General features: G+C 52.7%; 24 protein-coding genes, 1 tRNA gene and 1 other RNA gene. 12 read left to right on the top strand and 14 right to left on the bottom strand.

The genetic code is table 11. From position 1 onward, the window contains the following. Positions 1-102: 102 nt before the first annotated feature. Positions 103-597, bottom strand: coding sequence for a leucine-responsive transcriptional regulator Lrp (gene lrp / locus OGW44_RS16295; protein WP_002439523.1), 495 nt, complete (start codon positions 595-597; stop codon positions 103-105). A 547-nt stretch (positions 598-1,144) separates the two neighbouring features. Between lrp and trxB the strand changes: the two genes are divergently transcribed. The 5 genes from trxB to infA all read left to right on the top strand — a co-directional run bounded on the left by trxB (position 1,145) and on the right by infA (position 6,969). Continuing rightward, entirely contained in the window at positions 1,145-2,113 is a 969-nt protein-coding gene (gene trxB, locus OGW44_RS16300) for a thioredoxin-disulfide reductase (RefSeq protein WP_016152427.1), read from the top strand. Between the two features lie 114 nt (positions 2,114-2,227). Continuing rightward, positions 2,228-3,994 carry a heme ABC transporter permease/ATP-binding protein CydD gene (gene cydD, locus OGW44_RS16305; RefSeq protein WP_104651575.1) on the top strand — a complete coding sequence of 589 codons (1,767 nt, stop codon included), beginning with the start codon at positions 2,228-2,230 and terminating at the stop codon, positions 3,992-3,994. Further along, positions 3,995-5,716, top strand: a complete 1,722-nt coding sequence (gene cydC / locus OGW44_RS16310) for a heme ABC transporter ATP-binding protein/permease CydC (protein WP_049283208.1) — start codon at positions 3,995-3,997, stop codon at positions 5,714-5,716. Positions 5,717-5,760: 44 nt separating this feature from the next. Further along, a complete protein-coding gene (aat, locus tag OGW44_RS16315; protein ID WP_016152424.1) occupies positions 5,761-6,465 on the top strand; it encodes a leucyl/phenylalanyl-tRNA--protein transferase in 705 nt (234 codons plus the stop codon). A gap of 285 nt (positions 6,466-6,750) precedes the next feature. Then, the gene (gene infA / locus OGW44_RS16325) at positions 6,751-6,969 is read left to right on the top strand and encodes a translation initiation factor IF-1 (protein WP_002211347.1); all 219 of its coding nucleotides are present in this window, start codon (positions 6,751-6,753) and stop codon (positions 6,967-6,969) included. A 79-nt stretch (positions 6,970-7,048) separates the two neighbouring features. Here infA and OGW44_RS16330 read toward each other — a convergent pair whose 3' ends face one another. Next, positions 7,049-7,960 carry a LysR family transcriptional regulator gene (locus OGW44_RS16330; protein ID WP_016156103.1) on the bottom strand — a complete coding sequence of 304 codons (912 nt, stop codon included), beginning with the start codon at positions 7,958-7,960 and terminating at the stop codon, positions 7,049-7,051. Positions 7,961-8,068: 108 nt separating this feature from the next. On the opposite strand from OGW44_RS16330, the gene OGW44_RS16335 reads away from it, so the two are divergent. The 4 genes from OGW44_RS16335 to OGW44_RS16350 all read left to right on the top strand — a co-directional run bounded on the left by OGW44_RS16335 (position 8,069) and on the right by OGW44_RS16350 (position 10,221). Beyond that, on the top strand, positions 8,069-8,929 hold the full coding sequence (locus OGW44_RS16335; protein WP_016156102.1) for a pirin family protein: 861 nt from the start codon (positions 8,069-8,071) through the stop codon (positions 8,927-8,929). 16 nt (positions 8,930-8,945) lie between these two features. After that, the gene (locus OGW44_RS16340) at positions 8,946-9,623 is read left to right on the top strand and encodes an isochorismatase family protein (RefSeq protein WP_016156101.1); all 678 of its coding nucleotides are present in this window, start codon (positions 8,946-8,948) and stop codon (positions 9,621-9,623) included. 149 nt (positions 9,624-9,772) lie between these two features. Beyond that, positions 9,773-9,860, top strand: a tRNA-Ser gene (locus tag OGW44_RS16345). 224 nt (positions 9,861-10,084) lie between these two features. Next, positions 10,085-10,221: non-coding RNA, RtT sRNA (locus OGW44_RS16350), on the top strand. An 88-nt stretch (positions 10,222-10,309) separates the two neighbouring features. Here the strand turns inward: OGW44_RS16350 and rlmC are convergent. The 10 genes from rlmC to OGW44_RS16400 form a co-directional block, all read right to left on the bottom strand. After that, positions 10,310-11,437, bottom strand: coding sequence for a 23S rRNA (uracil(747)-C(5))-methyltransferase RlmC (gene rlmC / locus OGW44_RS16355; protein ID WP_016156100.1), 1,128 nt, complete (start codon positions 11,435-11,437; stop codon positions 10,310-10,312). A 41-nt stretch (positions 11,438-11,478) separates the two neighbouring features. Further along, positions 11,479-11,967 carry a YbjO family protein gene (locus tag OGW44_RS16360; RefSeq protein ID WP_016152418.1) on the bottom strand — a complete coding sequence of 163 codons (489 nt, stop codon included), beginning with the start codon at positions 11,965-11,967 and terminating at the stop codon, positions 11,479-11,481. A gap of 59 nt (positions 11,968-12,026) precedes the next feature. After that, entirely contained in the window at positions 12,027-12,872 is an 846-nt protein-coding gene (gene potI / locus OGW44_RS16365) for a putrescine ABC transporter permease PotI (protein ID WP_016152417.1), read from the bottom strand. After that, positions 12,869-13,822 (bottom strand): putrescine ABC transporter permease PotH, encoded by a 954-nt coding sequence (gene potH / locus OGW44_RS16370; RefSeq protein WP_016152416.1) that lies wholly within the window; start codon positions 13,820-13,822, stop codon positions 12,869-12,871. Before potH ends, potI begins: the two co-directional genes overlap by 4 nt. Positions 13,823-13,831: 9 nt before the next feature. Continuing rightward, positions 13,832-14,965, bottom strand: a complete 1,134-nt coding sequence (gene potG, locus OGW44_RS16375) for a putrescine ABC transporter ATP-binding subunit PotG (protein ID WP_016152415.1) — start codon at positions 14,963-14,965, stop codon at positions 13,832-13,834. A 138-nt stretch (positions 14,966-15,103) separates the two neighbouring features. Beyond that, positions 15,104-16,216, bottom strand: coding sequence for a spermidine/putrescine ABC transporter substrate-binding protein PotF (gene potF / locus OGW44_RS16380; protein WP_016152414.1), 1,113 nt, complete (start codon positions 16,214-16,216; stop codon positions 15,104-15,106). Positions 16,217-16,649: 433 nt separating this feature from the next. Next, a complete protein-coding gene (locus tag OGW44_RS16385) occupies positions 16,650-17,126 on the bottom strand; it encodes a type III secretion system chaperone family protein (RefSeq protein WP_016152413.1) in 477 nt (158 codons plus the stop codon). Between the two features lie 90 nt (positions 17,127-17,216). Next, positions 17,217-18,119, bottom strand: a complete 903-nt coding sequence (rimK, locus tag OGW44_RS16390; protein ID WP_016152412.1) for a 30S ribosomal protein S6--L-glutamate ligase — start codon at positions 18,117-18,119, stop codon at positions 17,217-17,219. A gap of 59 nt (positions 18,120-18,178) precedes the next feature. Continuing rightward, positions 18,179-18,901, bottom strand: a complete 723-nt coding sequence (gene nfsA, locus OGW44_RS16395; protein WP_016156098.1) for a nitroreductase NfsA — start codon at positions 18,899-18,901, stop codon at positions 18,179-18,181. Beyond that, positions 18,885-19,175 (bottom strand): YbjC family protein, encoded by a 291-nt coding sequence (locus OGW44_RS16400; protein ID WP_016152409.1) that lies wholly within the window; start codon positions 19,173-19,175, stop codon positions 18,885-18,887. The genes nfsA and OGW44_RS16400 overlap by 17 nt, the downstream gene beginning before the upstream one ends. Before the next feature lie 172 nt (positions 19,176-19,347). On the opposite strand from OGW44_RS16400, the gene OGW44_RS16405 reads away from it, so the two are divergent. Continuing rightward, complete coding sequence (locus OGW44_RS16405; protein ID WP_016152408.1) at positions 19,348-19,611, top strand: GrxA family glutaredoxin; 264 nt, start codon at positions 19,348-19,350, stop codon at positions 19,609-19,611. Positions 19,612-19,645: 34 nt separating this feature from the next. Here OGW44_RS16405 and OGW44_RS16410 read toward each other — a convergent pair whose 3' ends face one another. After that, positions 19,646-20,026 (bottom strand): inner membrane protein YbjM, encoded by a 381-nt coding sequence (locus OGW44_RS16410; protein ID WP_016152407.1) that lies wholly within the window; start codon positions 20,024-20,026, stop codon positions 19,646-19,648. Between the two features lie 269 nt (positions 20,027-20,295). Here OGW44_RS16410 and OGW44_RS16415 point away from each other — a divergent pair, with 269 nt between their 5' ends. Further along, a complete protein-coding gene (locus tag OGW44_RS16415) occupies positions 20,296-21,981 on the top strand; it encodes an aspartate:alanine antiporter (RefSeq protein WP_016152406.1) in 1,686 nt (561 codons plus the stop codon). 270 nt (positions 21,982-22,251) lie between these two features. Next, complete coding sequence (locus tag OGW44_RS16420; RefSeq protein ID WP_016156097.1) at positions 22,252-23,049, top strand: SDR family NAD(P)-dependent oxidoreductase; 798 nt, start codon at positions 22,252-22,254, stop codon at positions 23,047-23,049. On the opposite strand, the gene OGW44_RS16425 is transcribed toward OGW44_RS16420, so the two are convergent. After that, the gene (locus tag OGW44_RS16425) at positions 23,036-23,596 is read right to left on the bottom strand and encodes a TetR/AcrR family transcriptional regulator (RefSeq protein WP_016156096.1); all 561 of its coding nucleotides are present in this window, start codon (positions 23,594-23,596) and stop codon (positions 23,036-23,038) included. The genes OGW44_RS16420 and OGW44_RS16425 overlap by 14 nt on opposite strands. Positions 23,597-23,638: the final 42 nt, after the last annotated feature.

Raw genomic sequence — 23,638 nt, forward strand, 5'->3', positions numbered from 1 at the left:
CCGATGCTAAAACGGACAACAGCACCGGGTTGCCCCGGCACTGTTGCTGTATGGATTAACAGGAGTGTAATCAAACTGCGTCGATTTTGCACCTGTTCCGTGTTAGCGCGTCTTAATTACCAGACGATTGCTCTGTTTGACTTCTTCCATTACGACATAAGTACGTGTGTCATTCACGCCAGGCAGACGCAGCAGGGTTTCCCCCAACAGCTTACGGTACGCCGACATATCCGGTACGCGTGTTTTCAACAAATAGTCGAAATCACCGGAAACCAAATGACACTCTTGAATTTCTTCAAGTTTTTGTACTGCAGAGTTAAATTGCTCAAACACATCCGGGGCGCCACGATTCAGAGTAATCTCAACAAAAACCAGAAGTGATGCATCCAGATAATGCGGGTTTAACAGCGCTGTATAGCCCTGAATAAAACCCTGTCTTTCCAACCGACGCACACGCTCAAGGCAGGGCGTTGGTGAAAGTCCCACACGTTTAGAAAGCTCGACGTTAGAAATACGCCCATCCTTTTGCAGCTCATTAAGAATGTTACGATCGATACGGTCGAGATCTTTGCCAGGGCGCTTCTTACTATCTACCATTATTATTGTCTCTCTGTATTCCTTCCCTACTCCTGCCTGACTCTACCAACATCACTGTTCAGAGTCGCTACCCATCAAAATAAACCGCAACCCAGAGGGATTTTCGGTTTGTAATGCCTGGGCTTATGGTGAGAAGACCGTTGCCTGTCGGCGGCTATCGACATCACGAATGGCATCTGTCCACACCATGCGTAGATTTCGCTAACACGGTAAACATGGTATCTACATGCATGATTATGCAGCACATACATGACACATTTTTTTTCTTCCTTGACTGTTTTCGCAAAACAGCAGGTGATTGTCAAAGCAAAACATCGATTTTTAGTACAACATGCCAGTTATTCATTCGCAGTGATGGAAAATCGTCATTTTATCACCTTATAACTGACCGATTTTTAGTAGAAATCGTTATAGTATTACGACTTATTCCCCCGCTCATCGGTTTCTGCTATTACACAAATTGTTAACAAAATCGCCATACTCTTTTTTTACGCCTATAAATTCCCTACAATCCTGCTCATTGCCTGCCAACAACAATGGGGATCTCATGGGCGCAACCAAACACAGTAAACTTCTTATTCTGGGCTCAGGCCCTGCGGGATATACCGCTGCGGTCTACGCTGCACGCGCTAACCTGCAACCGGTACTGATTACCGGTATGGAAAAAGGTGGTCAACTGACCACAACAACAGAAGTGGAAAACTGGCCTGGCGATCCGCACGATCTCACTGGCCCGCTGCTGATGGAGCGTATGCACGAACATGCGACCAAATTTGATACAGAAATCATTTTTGATCACATCAGCAAAGTTGATCTGCAAAACCGCCCTTTCCGTCTGACCGGCGATAGCGGAGAGTACACCTGTGACGCACTGATCATCGCTACCGGCGCATCAGCACGTTACCTGGGCCTGCCTTCAGAAGAAGCATTCAAAGGCCGCGGCGTTTCCGCCTGCGCAACCTGCGACGGTTTCTTCTACCGTAACCAAAAAGTTGCGGTGATTGGCGGTGGCAACACTGCGGTTGAAGAAGCGCTGTATCTGGCGAATATCGCATCTGAAGTGCATTTGATTCACCGTCGCGACAGTTTCCGCGCTGAGAAAATTCTCATCAAGCGTTTGATGGATAAAGTTGAAAACGGCAACATCGTGCTGCACACCCACCGCACGCTGGAAGAAGTAACCGGTGATCAAATGGGCGTAACCGGGCTGCGCCTGCGCGATACGCAAAACACTGACAATGTGGAGTCACTTGACGTTGCCGGATTGTTTGTCGCTATCGGTCACAGCCCGAATACCGCCATTTTCGACGGTCAGCTTGAACTGGAAAACGGCTACATCAAAGTTCAGTCCGGTATTCACGGTAATGCCACACAAACCAGCATTCCGGGGGTCTTCGCAGCCGGTGACGTGATGGATCATATTTATCGCCAGGCGATCACCTCTGCGGGCACGGGCTGTATGGCCGCGCTTGATGCAGAACGTTATCTCGACGGTCTGGCGGACGCTTGCAAATAAGTTTTACAAATCAGTAACAAAAGTAAAAAAGGCGACTATAAGTCGCCTTTATTTTTGCCTCGTTGTAACATTGCCCTGCCCAAAAATTCCAATAACTCACCTGCTAAGCGTGCAATGAATAAAACCCGTCAAAAAGAGCTGACCCGCTGGTTAAAACAGCAAAGTGTAATTTCCCAACGATGGCTGAACATTTCACGCCTGTTGGGGTTCGTGAGTGGTCTGTTAATCGTCGCTCAGGCCTGGCTCATGGCCCGCATTCTGGACCATATGATCATGGCCAACATTCCCCGAGAGGCGCTACTGCTTCCGTTCATCGTGCTGGTATTGATTTTCATCCTGCGGGCATGGGTCGTCTGGTTACGCGAACGGGTCGGGTTTCACGCAGGGCAACATATTCGCTTTGAAATTCGCCGCCAGGTGCTTGACCGTCTGCAACAGGCAGGTCCGGCCTGGATACAGGGCAAACCGGCCGGGAGCTGGGCCACGCTGATCCTGGAGCAGATTGACGATATGCATGATTACTATGCACGTTATCTGCCGCAAATGGCGCTGGCCGTATGCGTCCCATTATTGATTGTGGCGGCGGTATTCCCGTCAAACTGGGTAGCCGCCCTTATTCTGCTCGGAACAGCCCCGCTGATCCCGTTATTTATGGCAATGGTCGGAATGGGCGCTGCCGATGCTAACCGCCGCAATTTTCAGGCTCTTGCCCGCCTCAGCGGTCATTTCCTCGATCGTCTGCGGGGCATGGAAACGCTAAGAATATTTGGTCGCGGTGAAGCCGAAACGGAAAGCATCCGCGCTGCGTCGCAAGATTTCCGCCAGCGCACCATGGAAGTCCTGCGCCTGGCGTTCCTGTCATCCGGTGTCCTTGAGTTCTTTACCTCTCTGTCTATTGCGCTGGTGGCGGTTTACTTCGGTTTTTCCTACCTCGGAGAACTCGATTTCGGCCACTACGGGACAGGCGTCACGCTGGCAGCAGGCTTCCTCGCGCTCATTCTGGCGCCGGAGTTTTTCCAGCCCCTGCGCGATCTGGGCACGTTTTATCACGCCAAAGCGCAAGCCGTGGGTGCAGCTGATAGTCTGAAAAACTTCATGGAAACCCCGCTGGCTCATCCAGAGCGTGGCGACATTGAGCTGGCGACGAAAGACGCCGTTTCACTTGAGGCACACGATCTGATTATCACTTCGCCGGAAGGTAAAGTGCTGGCCGGCCCGCTCAACTTTACCCTGGCAGCCGGTCAACGCGCGGTGCTGGTTGGACGTAGCGGTTCCGGTAAAAGTTCGCTGCTTAATGTCCTGTCCGGTTTCCTCTCTTATCGGGGATCGCTGCGCATTAACGGCTTTGAACTTCGCGACCTGTCACCTGATTCCTGGCGTAAACAGCTGTCATGGGTCGGGCAAAATCCGCAGCTTCCTGCCGCCACGTTACGCGAAAACGTTCTGCTGGCTCGCCCCGATGCCAGCGAAGAACAGCTACAAGCCGCACTCGACAGCGCCTGGGTCAGCGAGTTTTTACCGCTGCTGCCGCAGGGCGTGGATACGCCAGTAGGCGATCAGGCGGCCCGACTTTCCGTCGGGCAAGCGCAGCGCGTTGCCGTTGCTCGTGCCTTACTCAATCCTTGTCAGTTACTGCTGCTGGACGAACCCGCCGCCAGCCTTGATGCGCACAGCGAACAACGCGTGATGCAGGCGTTGAACGCGGCATCTCGCCGCCAGACCACGCTGATGGTGACGCACCAGTTGGAAGATCTTGCTGACTGGGACGCTATCTGGGTGATGCAGGACGGACAGATCGTTGAACAAGGTACCTGGACCGAACTTAGCTCAGCCAACGGGGCTTTTGCGACATTACTGGCTCATCGTCAGGAGGACATCTAAATGCGCGCTTTGCTACCTTATCTGACGCTGTATAAACGTCACAAATGGATGTTAACGCTGGGGATCGTTCTGGCGATCGTCACGCTGCTGGCAAGTATTGGCTTACTGACGCTTTCAGGTTGGTTCCTGTCGGCTTCTGCGGTGGTTGGCGTCACCGGGATTTACAGCTTTAACTATATGCTCCCTGCCGCAGGCGTACGCGGCGCAGCGATCACCCGCACCGCGGGGCGTTATTTCGAACGACTGGTCAGCCATGACGCAACATTCCGTGTGCTGCAGCATTTGCGTATTTATACCTTCAGCAAACTGCTGCCGCTCTCTCCTGCGGGCCTGTCCCGCTATGGACAGGGTGAATTACTTAACCGCGTGGTGGCTGATGTCGACACGCTCGATCATCTGTACTTGCGCGTGATCTCCCCGCTGGTAGGGGCTTTTGTCGTCATCATGGTGGTCACGCTGGGGCTAAGCGTTCTCGATTTCACGCTGGCTATCACCCTCGGCGGTATTATGCTGCTGACCTTATTTATTCTGCCCCCACTCTTTTATCAGGCAGGCAAAAGCACCGGACAAAGTCTGACGCATCTGCGTGGGCAATATCGTCAGCAGTTAACCTCATGGCTACAGGGCCAGGCTGAATTGACCATTTTTGGCGCCAGTGAACGCTACCGCGCTCAAATGGAAGCCACCGAGCTGCAGTGGCACGAAGCCCAGAGACGCCAGTCTGAATTAACGGCGTTGTCGCAGGCGGTCATGCTGTTAGTCGGCGCGCTGGCAGTGATTATGATGCTATGGATGGCCTCAGGCGGCGTGGGCGGTAACACCCAGCCAGGCGCATTGATCGCGCTGTTTGTCTTCTGTGCGCTAGCCGCGTTCGAAGCGTTAGCGCCTGTCACCGGCGCATTTCAACATCTCGGCCAGGTTATTGCCTCTGCGCTGCGCATCACCGAACTGACCGAACAGCAGCCAGAAGTGACCTTCCCGGATGCGGGTTCCTCGGTTTCAGAGCAGGTAACCCTTACGCTACGCGATGTATCATTCAGCTATCCAGGACAGGCGCAAAAGGCGCTCGATACACTTTCCCTGCAGGCCAACCCCGGTGAACACATTGCGATTCTCGGTCGCACCGGCTGTGGTAAGTCAACGTTATTGCAATTGTTAACCCGCGCATGGGATCCGCAGAGTGGCGAGCTCCTGATTAACGAACAGCCGATTGCGACCCTTAGTGAAGCCACGCTGCGCCAGAGTATCAGCGTCGTGCCACAGCGCGTGCATCTGTTCAGCGCTACGCTTCGCGATAACCTGTTGCTGGCGGCACCGCACGCCGGCGATGACGCATTAGCCGCGATGTTGTGCCGCGTCGGTCTGGACAAACTGCTTGAGGATGATGGACTCAACGCATGGCTGGGCGAAGGCGGTCGTCAGCTTTCTGGCGGCGAGCTCCGTCGTCTGGCTATCGCCCGCGCCTTATTGCACGATGCTCCGCTGATGCTGCTGGATGAACCCACCGAAGGGTTGGATGCCACAACGGAAAGTCAAATGCTTGAATTAATTAGCGATGTCATGCGCAACAAAACCGTATTAATGGTTACACATCGTCTGCGTGGGCTGTCACGTTTTGATCAAATAATAGTAATGGACAACGGACAAATTATTGAGCAAGGTAATCACGCAGATCTGTTAGCCAGGCAGGGGCGTTATTACCAGTTTAAGCAACGTCTGTAAGCTATTATTGAACGATCAAACTCGCGTAGTGGAGTTTCGCTGTCATGCGCCTGGTGCAACTGTCCCGCCATTCCATAGCCTTCCCTTCACCGGAAGGCGCTTTACGCGAGCCTAACGGTTTATTGGCGCTTGGCGGCGATCTCAGCCCTGCCCGCCTGCTGATGGCTTATCAGCGCGGTATTTTCCCATGGTTTTCACCTGGCGACCCCATCCTTTGGTGGTCGCCCGATCCGCGCGCCATTCTTTGGCCCGAGAAATTTCACCTCAGCCGCAGCATGAAACGCTTTCATAAAAATTCGCCTTATCGCGTGACGCTCAATTACGCGTTTGGTCAGGTGATTGAAGGCTGCGCGAATGACCGGGAAGAAGGCACCTGGATAACGCATGATGTGGTGGATGCTTACCATCGCCTGCACGAACTGGGGCATGCCCACTCAATTGAGGTGTGGCGACAAAATGAATTAGTGGGCGGTATGTATGGCGTGGCGCAAGGTACGCTGTTTTGTGGCGAATCGATGTTCAGCCGTCAGGAAAATGCGTCCAAAACCGCACTGCTTGTTTTTTGCGCTGAATTTATCCGTCAGGGCGGAAAATTAATCGACTGCCAGGTATTAAATAGCCACACAGCCTCGCTGGGCGCCGTCGAAACACCGCGTCGGGAGTACCTTGAGCACCTGAGCAGACTGCGCCAGCAGCGGCTACCGAGCCATTTCTGGATTCCCAGGACGTTATTTTCACCTCAGGAGTGAATGTTTTCGGCACATTTTTTGTCGGGGTGTTATAATTGTCGCGCAGAGTTGGTTTAGCCCATTACCCCGCCGCCGTTAAGGAACAGTTCGCGTCAGGCAACGCCTATCGTTTATCTCCTCGTTCCCTTACACGTTGCGCTTTAAGTGCGGCTTTGCCGTGTGTGGATAGAGTAATGCGCCAAACCCGATTTGCTGTGTTTTAAACGCACAAATCTTTACTTATTAAAAGAACTTCGGCATTATCTTGCCGGTTCAAATTACGGTAGTGATACCCCAGAGGATTAGATGGCCAAAGAAGACAATATTGAAATGCAGGGTACCGTTCTCGATACGTTACCTAATACCATGTTCCGCGTAGAGTTAGAAAACGGTCACGTGGTTACTGCACACATCTCCGGTAAAATGCGTAAAAACTATATCCGCATCCTGACGGGCGACAAAGTGACTGTTGAGCTGACCCCGTACGACCTGAGCAAAGGCCGCATTGTCTTCCGTAGTCGCTGATTGTTTTTAACGCCCGAATGGCGTCCAGATAATAAAAGGTCGGTTTAACCGGCCTTTTTTGTGGGCTGAAGCCTGGTATTTAATCCTCAATCATCCGCGCATATTCTTCCGTTAAGAAATCCACTAATGCGCGCACTGACGGTAATAATCCCCTGCGTGATGGAAAGACTGCGTGGATAATTTCTCGCTTAGGTTCCCAACCGTCGAGCAACGCCACCAACTCACCCGCAGCTAATTGATCTTTTACCATCAACTGTGGAAGTTGAACAACACCTACGCCGGCGACTGCGGCTTCGCGTAACGCCAGCATATCGGTGGTGATCATACGCGGCGTGAAATGCACCTCCGCCCGGGCGCCCTGCGGGCCGAATAACTCCCAACGATGCACATGTTTACCAGAGGCCAGACTCAAACCTGGCCAACGGGTCAGCTCTGCCGGAGAGTGTAGCGCCCCCATCTGCTCAATTAACTGCGGGCTGGCATACAAGCGATGTCCTCTGTCCGCCAGGACGCGCATCACCAGGTCGCTATCCTCAAATGGCCGAGGTCTGACGCGAATCGCCACATCCAGACCTTCTCCAACGACGTCAACACGACGGTTAGTGGCCTCCAGTTGTACTGATACGTCAGGATAACGTGCCATAAAACGGGCAAGCATTGGCCCGATATGCACATGCAGCAATGTGACAGGACAAGTCAGCTTCACAACGCCACGCGGTTCAACCTGTAACGCGGCAATGGCATCCTGCGCCGCCTGCGCCTCCACCAGCATCGCCTTACAGTGTTCGTAAAAGGTTTGCCCGACTTCAGTCACGTTAAATTGCCGGGTGGTTCGCTGAATCAGTCGTACCCCCAGCCTCTCTTCGAGTTGCGCTATTCGTCGGCTCAGTTTTGATTTTGGTTCATCAAGCGCCCGACCCGCCGCCGCGAATCCCCCTTCCTCTACAACATGCACAAACCATGCAAAATCATTGAGATCCGGCCTTGCCATTTCATTGGCCTATTTTTGAGACAGTGAGAGCTATTTTAGCTACTACTCAGCTCGCTGTCATGAATATAAGCTTATTTACATCAAAACAACGCCACTGAGGAGACACATATGAAACAAGTAACAGGCGTCTACACCGCACCTCGCCCACACTGGGTTGGCGATGGATTTCCGGTTCGCTCGATGTTCTCTTACCAGTCTCATGCTGAGCAATTAAGCCCGTTCCTGCTGCTTGATTACGCGGGTCCGCATACGTTCACGCCGGGTAACGAAAAACGCGGCGTAGGTGAACACCCTCACCGCGGTTTTGAGACGGTGACTATCGTTTACAGCGGCGAAGTTGAACACCGTGATTCAACCGGTCGCGGCGGCATTATCGGCCCTGGCGATGTGCAGTGGATGACCGCCGGTGCAGGAATATTACACGAAGAGTTCCACTCCCCGGAATTTACCCGTCAGGGCGGTGAACTGGAAATGGTGCAACTGTGGGTCAATCTGCCGGCAAAAGACAAAATGGCCGTACCGGGTTATCAGGGCATCAGCAGCGATGTTATTCCCACCGTCGCCTTGCCCGATGATGCAGGCAGTGTTCGCGTGATCGCGGGCAGCTATCAGGATACGAAAGGCCCGGCACACACCTTTTCACCGCTGAACGTCTGGGATATGCGCCTGCAACGTAATCATCCGCTGACGTTGTCCCAGTCTGAAGGGTGGAGCACCGCTCTGGTGGTATTAAAAGGGAATATCACCGTAAACGGCACCACACCTGCCAGCGAAGCACAACTGGTAGTGCTAAGCCAGCAGGGAAAAACGCTACACATTGAAGCCACCAGCGACGCCAGCGTGCTGCTGCTGTCTGGCGAACCGTTGAACGAGCCGATTGTAGGTTACGGTCCGTTTGTGATGAATACGAAACAAGAAATCGCTGAAGCCGTCCGCGATTTTAACTCCGGCCGCTTTGGCCAAATCTGAATCGAAGGAGAAGAATATGTCCAGTCCTGCAAACTTTAATGGTTCACGCCCGGTCATCGATGTGAATGATTCCGTCATGCTGCTTATCGATCATCAGAGTGGGCTGTTCCAGACCGTCGGCGATATGCCAATGCCGGAACTGCGTGCGCGTGCCGCCGCGCTGGCTAAAATTGCAACCCTGGCGAAGATGCCGGTAATTACCACGGCGTCGGTACCGCAGGGGCCTAACGGCCCGTTGATCCCAGAGATCCATGCCAATGCGCCACATGCCCAATACGTAGCACGTAAAGGCGAAATCAACGCCTGGGATAACGAAGACTTCGTGAAAGCGGTCAAAGCTACGGGTCGTAAGACGCTGATTATCGCCGGTACGATCACCAGCGTGTGCATGGCTTTCCCGGCCATCAGCGCGGTTGCTGAGGGCTACAAGGTCTTCGCAGTGATCGATGCTTCCGGTACTTACAGCAAAATGGCGCAGGAAATCACCCTGGCACGTGTTGTTCAGGCTGGTGTGATACCGATGGATACCGCCGCCGTCGCTTCTGAAATTCAGGGGACATGGAACCGTGAAGACGCCGCTGAATGGGCGGAAGTGTATACCAAAATCTTCCCGGCTTATCAGTTGCTGATCGAGAGCTATAGCAAGGCCCAGGAAGTCGTGACCAACGGCGAAAAACTGGACTCTCAGCGCTAATCATATTCTCCGCGCCTGTCCGGGCGGAGGAATATGTACATTGCGTAACCAAACGAGAGTTAACACGTAAATTCTGCTTGACCGTTTTAGCGCAACTCCCTATAGTAGCGCCCCGTTGCCCCCCAAGCGGTCAGGCAGCAATACAATATGGTGAGGTGTCCGAGTGGCTGAAGGAGCACGCCTGGAAAGTGTGTATACGGCAACGTATCGGGGGTTCGAATCCCCCCCTCACCGCCATATTCGAGAAAGAGCTCGTACGTAAGTACGGGCTTTTTTTTCGCATGTTGCACGCCTGCGGGGGGATGAGAAGCCCCGACCGGGGGTCGACAACTGGCGCAGCCAGTTGGACAGACTGAGAGCGCAGCGAACGGGCTGCCCGAAGGGCGAGCGAAGCGAGTCAATCCCCCCCTCACCGCCATATTCGAGAAAGAGCTCGTACGCAAGTACGGGCTTTTTTTCGCATGTTGCACGCCTGCGGGGGGATGAGAAGCCCCGACCGGGGTTCGACCACTGGCGCAGCCAGTTGGACAGACTGAGAGCGCAGCGAACAGACTGCCCGAAGGGCGAGCGAAGCGAGTCAATCCCCCCCTCACCGCCATATTCGAGAAAGAGCTCGTACGTAAGTACGGGCTTTTTTTTCGCATGTTGCATTTGCCTGATAAGCGTCACGCTATCAGGCATGTCGGTTATTGTCGGCTGAGCAGAGTTAACACTTCGTAATGCGCGGTATGTGGGAACATATCAAAAAGTTGGACGCGTTCAATGCGATAACCAGGCAACTCGCGGATATCCTTTGCCATGGTTTGTGCATTACAGCTGGAGTAAACGATAAAACGCGGCGCCATGCGGGAAAGAAAATCGCACAGCGGCTTCCCAATCCCCCGACGAGGCGGATTCACCAGCACCAGGTCCGGCACTTCTCCCTGCGCGGTAGCAAACTGGGTTGAATCCAGCGCCTGAAAATGCAGATTCTGCAACCCAAGCTCCTGCGCCGACTGTTTCGCACAGGTAATGGCCTCTGGCGCAATTTCAATACCCGTCAGTTTCATCTGCGGCGTGGCGCAGTGCAAACCAAAACCCCCGACGCCGCAAAACAGATCCCACATGTGATTAACCGGAAGCTGACGAACCCAGTCGCGCGCCGTGGCATATAAATGCCCAGCCACGACTGGGTTGGTCTGGAAGAAGCTCTGTGGGCGTATCCACAATGGCACATCGTTAAAGCGTTCAGCCAGCGCCTGTTGTTCCGTCAGGAAGATTTCGCTCTCCCCTTCCATAATCGCCATATGCACAGGTTGAATATTGGCGGTGATCACTTTTAACTGCGGAAGCTGCGCCTGTAACCATGGCAGCGCCGTACGCAGTTGTGCCAGTTTCGCATCGGAGCGCAGAACAAAACGCAGCATCATACCGCCATCAAACCGGCTTTCCGTTAACAGCAGATATTTCAGCTCCCCGCGTTTGCGCGCCACGTTATAGGGCGTCAACCCCGCACGGGCGATAAACGGTTTAAGTGCGGCAAACACCGGCGCAAAAGACTCAGGATAGAGCGGACACTCGCACAAATCCTCCGGCGTACCGTCACGATGCAACATCCCCAGCAACGGTTTTTCCACGCTGCCGCTGACCACCATTTTGGCTTTATTACGAAAAGCGCTCTCCGGGCCGCTGACCGGCGCGCACCATTCTCCGACCGGATAAGCGGCCAGCAGATTCTGCAGATCGGCTGTTTTGGCGAAGAGTTGATCGGCGACAGGCTGCGTTATCCACTGACAAGAGCGGCAGCGTTCGGCGTCATAAAGTGCGCACTGCATACAAAAACCTAAAAATTAACAGGGGGCGAAGATTATACACGTTATTGCAAGCGGAAGAACCGCCTGCTGGACGCAGGAACAAACAGCAGTAGCAACACCAGCATATCCGGTAATTTTTGCATTACCAGCGTATGCAGGATTTCACGTCTGGACTCTCCCGCAATACTGAACAGTTCCGGATATCCATAGCCCAATGAGGCCGCCCACAGATAGACGCTGGCGATAATCTGGGTCAGTAGATAGACCCAGCGTGCCCAGTTCCGACCTTTAACCAGCGAAAATGCGCAGTAAATTTCGATAAACAGCAGCACCAGGCTACCCAGAAACACCAGCGTCAAATTCCAGGTCTGGACGCTGCGATGAATAAACTCGCTGGTTCCGCGAAACCCGAGCGTATTAAAAATCATCAACAGATCGAGACAGCGGATCATGATAATAGCCAGCGCCGCCACCTGCACTAAAGTAGGGACGTTTAAACGGGCATGTGATGTGGATGATTTCTTAAAAAATCCCAACGCGTCGTCTTCCATGAAAACGGCGCAGCCACCGCAGCTGCGCCGTATAGACAGGTTGGCAGATTTTAGTTTTTTCAGCCGCGTCTTGCACGTTGGATATCGCGAATCCGTTGTTTTTCTGTTCGCGCCATCAGATACCACGCGATAAATCCGATAATTCCTACTACGCCAAGTATCAACGTCGCCAGCGCGTTGATCTCCGGATTGACCCCCATACGTACGCTGGAGAACACCAGCATGGGTAACGTTGTGGCGCCAGGACCAGAGACAAAACTGGCAATGACCAGGTCATCGAGCGACAGCGTAAAGGCCAGTAACCACCCTGAGATCACCGCCGGCATAATCATCGGCAGCGTGATGACGAAAAAGACCTTCAGCGGCGTGGCGCCAAGATCCATCGCCGCTTCCTCAATGGAGTGATCCAGTTCGCGTAAACGCGAGGAAATCACTACCGCCACGTACGCTGTACAGAATGTGACGTGCGCCAGCCAGATGGTCAACATACCGCGATCCGCTGGCCAGCCGATGGCGTGCGCCAAAGCCACAAACAGCAGCAGCAGCGACAAACCGGTAATGACATCCGGCATCACCAGCGGTGCGGTAATCATAAAGGCGAAACCATTTGATCCACGAAAACGACCAAAGCGCACCATCACCACGGCGGCGATGGTACCGAGAATTGCCGCCATCGTCGCAGCGCAGGCGGCAATCGTTAAGCTCATGCCCACGGCGCTTATCATCGCGCTATCGTGGAAAAGCTCACCATACCAACGCGTTGACCACCCCGCCCAGACCGTCACCAGCTTGGAGCTGTTAAACGAATAGATAACCAACATCAGCATCGGCGCGTACAGGAAGGTAAAACCCAGTACCAGGATAAAAATACGCCACGGCGAGCGAACGACCGGTAAGTTATTCATCCGTGTTCCCCCACGCTTTTTTGCTGATATTTATGGAACCACATGATCGGCACAATCAGTAACAGCAGCATAATAATGGCGACGGCAGAAGCCACCGGCCAGTCACGGTTATTGAAAAACTCCTGCCAAAGCACACGCCCAATCATGATGCTGTCCGGGCCGCCCAGCAGTTCCGGGATCACAAACTCCCCAACCGCCGGGATAAACACCAGCATTGACCCGGCAATAATCCCGCCCTTGGTCAACGGCACGATCACGCTAAAGAAGGTTTTTAACGGTCGGGCGCCTAAATCCAGTGCCGCTTCCACCAGCGAGTAATCAATACGCGTCAGCGCGGTATAAATCGGCAGCACCATAAAGGGCAAATAGGCGTAAACAATACCGATATAGACCGCCAGATTGGTGTGCAGAATCGTCAACGGTTGGTCGATAACGCCCAGCCACATCAGAACGTTGTTCAGGACACCGTTATTTTTCAGGATCCCCATCCAGGCGTATACGCGAATCAAAAATGACGTCCAGGACGGCAGGATCACCAGCAGCAACAGAATATTGCGTGTCGAGGGTTTGCTGTGCGCGACCGCCCATGCCAGCGGATATCCCAACAACAGGCAACAGACAGTCGAAATCCCCGCTACCTGCAAAGATTGCAGGTACGCATCAAAATAGAGCGGATCGTCCGTCAGTTGCAGGAAATTGCCTAAATTGAGGGTGATGGATAACTGGTCGTCAGCCCATGAAATGAGGTCGGTATACGGCGGAATAGCCCGCGCCATTTCAGCCAAACTGATTTTGAAGACGATCAGAAATGGCAGCAGAAACAGGAGCATCAGCCACACATACGGCAGCGCGATGACCAGCTTGCGACCGTGCTTCATTTGCAGCCGCGACATAAACAGCGTGAAACGCCCCACGTTATCCACGCGCGCCGGAGGTTCAAGTGTACTCATCTTCGCTCCTTAAACCGTCAACACCACACAGCTGTCCGCATCCCAACATAAACGGACTTCGTCACCCCAGGTGGGTAATCCCTTGCGATAACGATGTTCATTTTGTAGCTGAGCGCTCAGCATCTGGCCGCTTTTCAAACGTACGTGGTACACCGACAAATCACCCAGATAGGCAATGTGCACCACTTCGCCTACCGCGAAGTTATATCCCTCTGGCGGAGGGGCTTCGCAGAGCATGATTTTTTCCGGGCGCAGCGCAACATACACCGGGACGTTATCGACAACGGAAGCGTCTGCGTCCACTTTCAGCGGATGTACCAGTCCTGGAGACTCAATAACCAGACCATCTTCCTGACGTTCTTTCAGCAGCCCCTCAAAGACGTTAACCGAACCGATAAATTCTGCACTGTAACGCGTAGTCGGATGCTCGTAGATCTCTTCAGGCTCGCCGATCTGGACAAATTTGCCACGGTTCATGATCGCAATGCGGCCCGCCATCGTCATGGCTTCTTCCTGATCGTGCGTCACCATCACGCAGGTCACGCCGACACGTTCAAGGATATCCACCACTTCCAGTTGCATGCGGTCACGGAGCTTTTTATCCAGCGCCCCCATCGGTTCATCCAGCAGCAGCAGCTTCGGGCGTTTCGCCAGGCTACGCGCCAACGCCACGCGCTGACGCTGACCGCCAGAAAGCTGATGCGGCTTACGTTTGGCGAACTCCTGCATATGCACGAGGCCCAGCATCTCACTCACCCGGCTGGCGATTTCAGCCTTTGGCAGCTTGTCCTGCTTGAGACCAAAGGCAATGTTCTGCTCTACCGTCATGTGCGGAAACAAGGCATAGGACTGAAACATCATATTAATCGGACGCAGATAAGGCGGAACATGAGCTAAATCGACGCCATCAAGCATAATTTGCCCGGTTGTTGGCTGTTCAAATCCCGCCAGCATCCGCAACAGGGTCGATTTACCGCAGCCGGACGCCCCGAGCAGAGCAAATATTTCGCCTTTATAGATAGTTAGATTGACGTCATCAACGGCGTGCTGACCGTCAAAGGACTTGGTCAGGTTGCGAATTTCAAGCAGCGGGGTCAGCGCCTTGCGGATTTTCGCTTGTGGGCGTGGGGTTGCATCATTCAATTAGGCGCTCTCCGGCATAAAACAAAGAAACGGTGCAAATAACGCACCACGGTGGTGCGTATTGCCGGGTTATATGTGTCCGGGATCAACACTGCCCGGCAGGCGTAAATCCTGCCGGGTCACGTCCCGTACATCGGGTTATTTCCCGCTTTTTACCTTCGTCCAGGCGCGAGTACGTACACGATCGATCTTCGGATCCTGTACTTTCAGCGTGAACAGCTTGGCGCGAACATCCGCTGGCGGGTAAATGCCCGGGTTGTCGCGCACGTCCTGGCTGACCAGTGCTGTCGCTTCTTTGTTGGCATTGGCATAGAACACGTGGTCAGAAATATGCGCAATTACATCAGGGCGCAGCAGGTAGTTGAGGAACTGATAGGCTTCGTCTTTGTTTTTCGCATCGGCTGGCATCGCGAACACATCAAAGAAGGCCATCGCACCTTCCTTAGGAATTGAGAAGGAAATATTGACGCCATTTTTCGCTTCTTTCGCCCGGTTTGCCGCCTGCCATACATCCCCGGCCCAGCCAATCGCCACGCAGGTATCACCGTTTGCCAGGTCGTTAATGTACTGCGAGGAGTGGAAGTAGCGAATATTTGGGCGCAGTTTCAACAGCAGATCGGTTGCCGGTCCGGTGTAATCATCCGCTTTGGTACTGTTTGGATCTTTACCCAAATAATTCAGCACGGTGGCAAACACTTCTTCGGGCGCGTCGAGGAAAGAGACGCCGCAGCTTTTGAGTTTTTCCAGATTTTCTGGCTTGAGGATCAAATCCCAGCTATTAACCGGCGCATCCGGCCCCAGTACCGCTTTCACTTTATCCACGTTATAGCCAATACCGGTTGTTGCCCACATATACGGCATCGCAAACTTGTTGTCCGGATCGTGTTTACCCACCAGCTTCAGCAATTCAGGATCGAGGTTTTTCCAGCCAGGCAATTTGCTCTTATCCAGCGGCTGGAAGACGCCCGCGGTCAGTTGACGCTCAAGGAAACTGGCGGATGGAACGACAAGGTCAAAGCCGGTACTGCCAGCCATGAGTTTACCTTCCAGCACTTCATTGGAATCAAATACGTCATAGATAACTTTAATTCCGGTCTCTTTTTCAAAATTAGCCACCGTATCCGGGGCAATATAATCAGACCAGTTATAAATATGCAGCGTTTTTTGTTCAGCAGCGAGCGTGCCAGCAGAGATGGCCATCAGAGCACCCGCAACCAGGCCTGGTAACCATCGTTTATTTAAGGCGGTCATAATCTCTTTCCTTCTGAAAGTTCGTTAACAAACGAACAAAAATGTCACACTCTAATGATATGCAAGAAACGTGCATATTCTTTCAAGCGGCACCAGTGAAAAGAGAGGCCTCTCCTCACGCCGCTATTGCGCGCTGTTATCCGCCCATGCATTCAATATGCATTGTGGCCACAGGTCAGGCCACAAGGGGCTGTTTGAATGATGACGTTGATAAGCTTCGCAAGAATAACTTTAGCCAGGATTTGTGGATATAGCCCAGATTAAAAAACGTCTTTTATCAATTTTTTATGCATGAATTGTCTATGACATACAGCGGAAGGCGCTGAATGGAGGTGAATAATTCTTTAATGAACGGTTAAATGCAGAATAAAAACAGGCAATACGCAACCGCTTTGGCAGCGGCTGCGCAATATATGTCCAGATTCAGGAAGAATTAATGGAGGAAATGAACTTCGGCGTTGCTGTTTTGCGCATCTTCTTCAGCGTTAAATAACAGCTGATGCGCACCGGCCTCGAGGATCACCATCGATATTTGCTCTTCACTCTGGCGAACAAAATATTCGAACTGCTCAAACGTCACGCCCGGGATAACGGATAAAGACTGGCAGACCACCAGCTTTGGCAGATTATCATCCTGCATATCCAGAAAGGCTTTCACCGTCAGTGAACTGGCGTTAATCGCAGACAGATCGGCGGCCAGCGGCAGTAGTGCAGAAGGTCTGACTTCTGCCATCGCGGAAAACAGAATGACGTTATCGACCAAATCAACTTTTGCATCAAAGATGCCGTCAAAATTCTGCATGTGCGGCAAATGCAGCGCCTGACAGGTATCGCATTCAAAAAAACTCATGCCCAGGTCGTCGAGCCATTGACGCAACGTATCCAGAGTGGGAACGACCAGTGATGTCATAATAATGTGCGACCTCTATTGATGAAAAAAATACCGGCACAGCTTACGCAAAAAGAGCGTGTCATACTACGATCGCAATCGATATTGTGCTTAGCCGCCGATTTTAAGGCAAAATTCAGGCGTAGCGTGACGCTCAATCCACTGGATCATCTTGCCGGCAATGTCTATTCCGGTGGTTTTCTCCACCCCTTCCAGGCCAGGAGAAGCGTTGACCTCCATGACCAGCGGCCCACGTTCAGCACGCAGAATATCAACGCCAGCAACGTCCAGACCCATTGTCTGAGCGGCTTTGAGCGCAATTTCCCTTTCGCGCGGCGTGATATTCGCAATAGTGGCAACCCCACCGCGATGGAGATTAGAACGAAAATCACCTTCTTTGGCCCGGCGCTCAATGGCGGCCACCACCTCGTCACCCACCACGAAACAGCGAATATCTCGCCCTTTCGCTTCTTTGATATATTCCTGAACCAGAATATGGGCATTCAACCCACGAAAGGCATCCACCACGCTTTCTGCGGCCTGGCGCGTTTCCGCCAGTACCACGCCGATCCCCTGCGTACCTTCAACCAGTTTCACCACCAGCGGCGCGCCGCCAACCATGTCAATCATGTCGCTGGTATCGTCCGGAGAGTGAGCAATCCCGGTGATGGGTAAATCGATTCCCTGACGCGCCAGCAGCTGCAGCGAACGCAGCTTATCGCGCGCACGCGTAATCGCTACCGACTCATTCAGCGGATAGCTACCCAGCATCTCAAACTGGCGCAACGCCGCGGTACCGTAAAAGGTAATCGCTGAACCAATCCTTGGGATCACTGCATCGAAATGAGGAAGCTGGCGGCCCTTATAATGAATAGAGGACGCCGCCGGGCTGATGTTCATATAGCAAGAAAGGGGATCGATAATTTCAACCAGGTGACCACGCTGCATCGCCGCTTCACGCAGGCGCTTACAAGAATAGAGCGTTCCGTCCCGGGACAAAATGGCAATTTTCACCCTGCACCTCTCTGAATGACCTGGTAAAAGCTGGCGTATCATACACTGCGTTAAAATCTTTAGCGCGTAGCCCATCCCTGTTTATGCAAATATTCCAGGATAAAGGGACGACTTTCTTTAATGATGGTGCGGCGAATATGGTCGCTCCAGGTGTCACGACGCGTATTGCTCCCGCGGGTCAGATAGTACTGCGCGAGCTGCTCATCATATTGCGACAAAACGTCTTTGTTGAGTGGCTGATACTGATTTTCGTGCACCACAAGCGACGCTGGCAGTCGCGGCTTGATATCCGGGTTATCAGCAGGCCAGCCGAGGCACAGCCCAAACAACGGCAGAACATGTTGCGGAAGCTTCAGAAGTTCAGTGACCGGCTCAATATTATTTCGCAGACCGCCAATAAACACGCCGCCAAGTCCCAAAGACTCTGCCGCCGTCAGCGCATTTTGCGCCATCATCGCGGTATCAACAACGCCCAGTAGCAGTTGTTCCGCCAGCCCGAGTTGCGCGTCAGGGCAAATCTGCAAATGACGATTAAAGTCAGCGCAAAACACCCAGAACTCGGCGGCCTGCGCCACATGTTTTTGTCCGCCGGATAAAGTAGCCAGTGATTCACGCAGGGCGTTATCCGTTATTCGAACGATGGTTGTGCATTGTAAAAAACTGGAGCTTGAGGTCCCCTGAGCGGCGGCAATAATCGCCTCCCGCTGCGCATCCGAAATGGCATCATCGGTGAAATGGCGAATGGAACGGTGGCTACGAAGTAAATCAATGGTTGGCGTCATCTCTTTTTTCTCTGTCTGAACGTGAAGAATCACCGGGGGTTCGTGACATCAGCTGCGGCGCAACCAGTTGAGCAATACGCCACGTTAATACCACCGCGGCGGGAAGCATCAGAAGCACCCCCAGAAATATCATCACCACGCAGGCTAACGGACTGCCAAGCGGTGCGGGTAAAGTGAGGTAATCGTTAAGCGATAGCAGCGCCAGCGATAACAAAACCATCCCGATTATTTCCAGCATCAATACGCTTTTGGGTAATGCACCAATTGTGCGCATAAGCGGCCTCCCGGCGAAATGGCTTTCATTATAAAACGTTCCGGCTTGACGTGTTTAACAGTTATAGCTTGAGGATATCAAAGCAACAGGCTGAACCTGCTTTTCATCCGTCACAAATCGCGGCATCATAACAAGTATTGCCATCCGGCCTGATAAGTTCGAGGAGAGAGAGATGTTTGCCGTTATTTTTGGTCGTCCAGGGTGCCCGTATTGCGTGCGCGCAAAAGAATTAGCAGAAAAATTAAGCAATGAGCATGACGATTTTAACTTCCGCTACATTGATATCCATGCCGAAGGTATTACGAAAGCCGATCTGGAAAAGACGGTAGGTAAGCCAGTTGAAACCGTTCCGCAGATTTTTGTTGATCAAAAACACATCGGCGGCTGCACGGATTTTGAAGCGTGGGCAAAAGAGAACATGAATCTGTTCGCCTGATCGCCGTTTCTACGCCCTCCTCTGGAGGGCGTCTTCAGTTCTTTTTCCGTCGATGATGCTGATTGAACAAGTTGCTGATAAACAAAAAACACAATGCGCCAAGCGCGCACCAAAACACCGCACTAAACAACCACGCCAGCTCTTGCCACAATGAACGCGTCGGCATAAAAACGAACCGCATCAGTAACAGACAGCACGGCGCCGCCAACATGGCACCAAGAAGGGGTTTGAGCACCTCCCGACGATGGGAGAAAAAGCTTGCTGCAGCACCAGGCAGGATAAAAAACAACAATCCGACCTCAGGATGCCCTGCCGCTCTGAATGCCCCTTTCACGTTCAGCGTTAATGAAAGACACACCACAATAAAGAGCACAAAGCAGCAGACCGCACCCGCCCAACTTTGCTTATGTTTCAATTGTTCCTCCTGACACATTCTCTATCGAACACTCTTTTCGCCCGCAGGCGTCCAGTCAGATAAAGTAACCAGGCATTCCATGCCAAAAACACACTCACACGATTCTTATAGCCGTTGATACGTAATGAGATTAAACTAACCGCATATATTGTTATGCTGCATTATTTGGGGCTGTGTACGAAGCTGTCGCCCCTTAATTTCTGGCAAAAACATTAGCGTAAATTGCCATTTCTTTCAATAGCTTACTAGTAAACAAGAAGTTAGTCTCCGTGAATATAAACGTCGCAGATTTGTTAAATGGGAATTACATCCTGTTATTATTTGTGGTCCTGGCACTGGGCCTGTGTCTGGGTAAATTACGTCTGGGTTCAGTCCAACTCGGTAATTCCATTGGCGTTTTAGTGGTGTCCCTATTATTAGGTCAACAGCACTTTAGTATTAACACCGATGCATTAAATCTCGGCTTTATGCTGTTTATTTTTTGTGTCGGCGTCGAAGCCGGTCCCAACTTTTTTTCGATTTTTTTTCGCGATGGGAAAAATTATCTAATGCTTGCTCTGGTGATGGTCGGCAGCGCCATGCTGATCGCCCTGGGGCTGGGTAAGCTATTTGGCTGGGACATCGGCCTGACGGCAGGTATGCTGGCCGGCTCGATGACCTCAACGCCGGTGCTGGTCGGCGCGGGTGACACCTTGCGCCATTCCGGAATGTCGGGGACATCGCTTTCAACCGCCCTCGATAACCTGAGCCTCGGTTATGCGCTCACCTATTTGATTGGTTTGGTCAGTCTGATTGTTGGCGCGCGCTACCTGCCGAAACTTCAGCATCAGGATCTGCAAACCAGCGCCCAACAAATCGCACGTGAACGAGGTCTGGACACTGATGCCAACCGTAAGGTTTATCTGCCGGTAATTCGTGCCTATCGCGTTGGCCCGGAACTGGTGGCATGGGCCGATGGCAAAAATCTGCGCGAGCTGGGTATCTATCGCCAGACCGGTTGTTACATTGAACGCATCCGTCGCAACGGCATTCTGGCCAATCCGGATGGCGACGCGGTACTGCAAATGGGCGATGAGATAGCCCTAGTGGGTTATCCTGATGCACATGCCCGCCTCGATCCCAGCTTCCGTAATGGTAAAGAGGTGTTCGATCGCGATCTGCTCGATATGCGCATCGTCACTGAAGAGATTGTGGTGAAAAACCACAATGCCGTTGGCCGCCGCCTGGCCCAGTTGAAGCTGACCGATCACGGCTGTTTTCTCAACCGCGTGATCCGTAGCCAGATTGAAATGCCTATCGATGATAACGTCGTGCTTAATAAAGGCGACGTGCTGCAGGTCAGTGGGGATGCTCGCCGCGTCAAAACCATTGCCGATCGTATCGGCTTCATTTCCATTCACAGTCAGGTGACCGATCTGCTGGCCTTCTGCGCCTTCTTTATCATCGGTCTGATGATCGGGATGATCACCTTCCAGTTCAGTAATTTCAGCTTCGGCATCGGGAATGCGGCTGGACTGCTGTTCGCTGGGATCATGCTGGGCTTCCTGCGTGCCAACCATCCAACGTTTGGCTATATCCCACAGGGGGCGCTGAACATGGTCAAAGAGTTTGGCCTGATGGTATTTATGGCAGGCGTCGGTTTAAGCGCGGGCAGCGGCATTGGCAATGGCCTTGGCGCCGTGGGTGGTCAAATGCTGATTGCCGGCCTGGTTGTCAGCCTGGTGCCGGTTGTCATCTGTTTCTTATTCGGTGCTTACGTATTGCGCATGAACCGCGCCCTGCTTTTTGGCGCCATGATGGGCGCGCGTACCTGCGCTCCGGCAATGGAAATCATCAGCGATACGGCACGCAGCAACATCCCCGCATTAGGCTATGCCGGGACCTACGCAATTGCCAACGTACTGCTGACATTAGCGGGGACACTCATCGTCATTGTCTGGCCTGGGCTTGGTTAGCGCTGAAATTTACTCTTAAACGAAAATTTTTTGCAGGTAAGCAGAACTTTTCTTCAAGACGTCAGTCATAACTATTGCCACTGCTTTTCTTTGATGTCCCCAATTTGTGGAGCCCATCAACCCCGCCGTTTTGGTTCAAGGTTGATGGGTTTTTTGTTGCCTGAATTTTGCGATCGCTGACTCCCTCCCCCGAAACTCTCTGTCACATTTGCAGCATGCTGGTTATGACACATACTTTTAGTCAGAGCTAAATGGTAATAGGTGGTTGCTATGTTACTCGCAGGCAAAGTCGCGGTAATCTTCGGAGGCAGCGGCGCTATAGGCAGTGCAGTTGCGCATGCTATGGCGCGTGAAGGCGCCCATGTGTATCTGGGCGCGCGCAGTCAGGAAAAGTTGGATTGGGCGGCCAGTAGCATTCGAACCGAGGGCGGTGCCGTCGAAACCTTTGTCACCGATGTCCTCGACGAATACGGTACCTCAAAACAAGTTACTCACCTTGCGCAGCAAACCGGTGGAATAGATGTGGTGGTTAACGCAACCGGCTTTATGCATGAACAGGGCAAACGCATCGAGGCGTTATCCCTTTCTGAGTTTATGAGCGGTATCACCCCTTTCCTCTCGGCGCAGTTCAATATCGCAAAAGCCGTAACACCACACATGGGCGGCAATCGTGCGGGCGTCATTCTCACCGTTGTTGCGCCCGCGGCCCCGATGGCGATACCTGGACATCTGGGACACATCGTTGGCTGTGCGGGAACAGAGGCCTTTATTAAAGCGCTTGCCAGCGAACTGGGGCCGGCGAATATTCGGGTCGTCGGCGTGCGCTCGCATGCGATTGTGGATGCCGTTCAGGCCGGTTCCTATACCGGGGAGATTTTTACCGCTAAAGCGCAGTCAATGGGTATTACCGTCGCACAATGGTTAGGTGGTGCGGCGCAAAGTACCATGCTCGGGCGCCTGCCTACGCTTACACAAATCGCTGAAGTAATGACCTTTCTGGCTTCAGACCATGCCGGAGCAATCACCGCAACGGTGGTGAATATTACCGGCGGCGCTACGCACAACTGACCGTCGCGGGCAACCCCGCAATACGCGCCACCATCAGCAAGATATCTTCTCGCCGCAGCGGTTTTTTGTCCGTGACAAAATGCAGCGTCATCCCTTCAATAAACGCATCCAGCGCCCGCGCCGTAACCGGAGCAAACCACTGCTCCAGCGTTTGTTGGCTGCGTAACATCCAGTTTTGCATCACCGTTTTTAATGCCGGTTTACGGCTGGCGAAGGCATACAGCTGATACATGAGTTCCATGTTATCGGGTGTCGTGACCTGGGAGCTGTAAATCATATCGGTAATCGCATGGCAAGCCTGCGACGCATCCGCAACGTCGGCAAAAAAAGCCTGATACTGCAGCATCATCCTGTCAGTAAAACGCTCAAACGCCTCCATTAAAAGCTCATCAATTCCCGAAAAGTAATAGGTCATAGAACCCAAGGGCACCTGAGCAATTGTCGCAATCTTCCGATGTGTAACCGCATGAATACCATGGGCTATTACCGCATCCAGAGTCGCCTGAACTATTTTTTCCCGCCGCTGCGGATCGTTCGCACGTCGCACTGCATTACCTCTTCTTGCATTTGTGTACAAATGTACACAACC

Origin of the sequence: Citrobacter sp. Cb023 (genome assembly GCF_030336805.1) — a bacterium.
Taxonomy (GTDB): domain Bacteria; phylum Pseudomonadota; class Gammaproteobacteria; order Enterobacterales; family Enterobacteriaceae; genus Citrobacter; species Citrobacter braakii.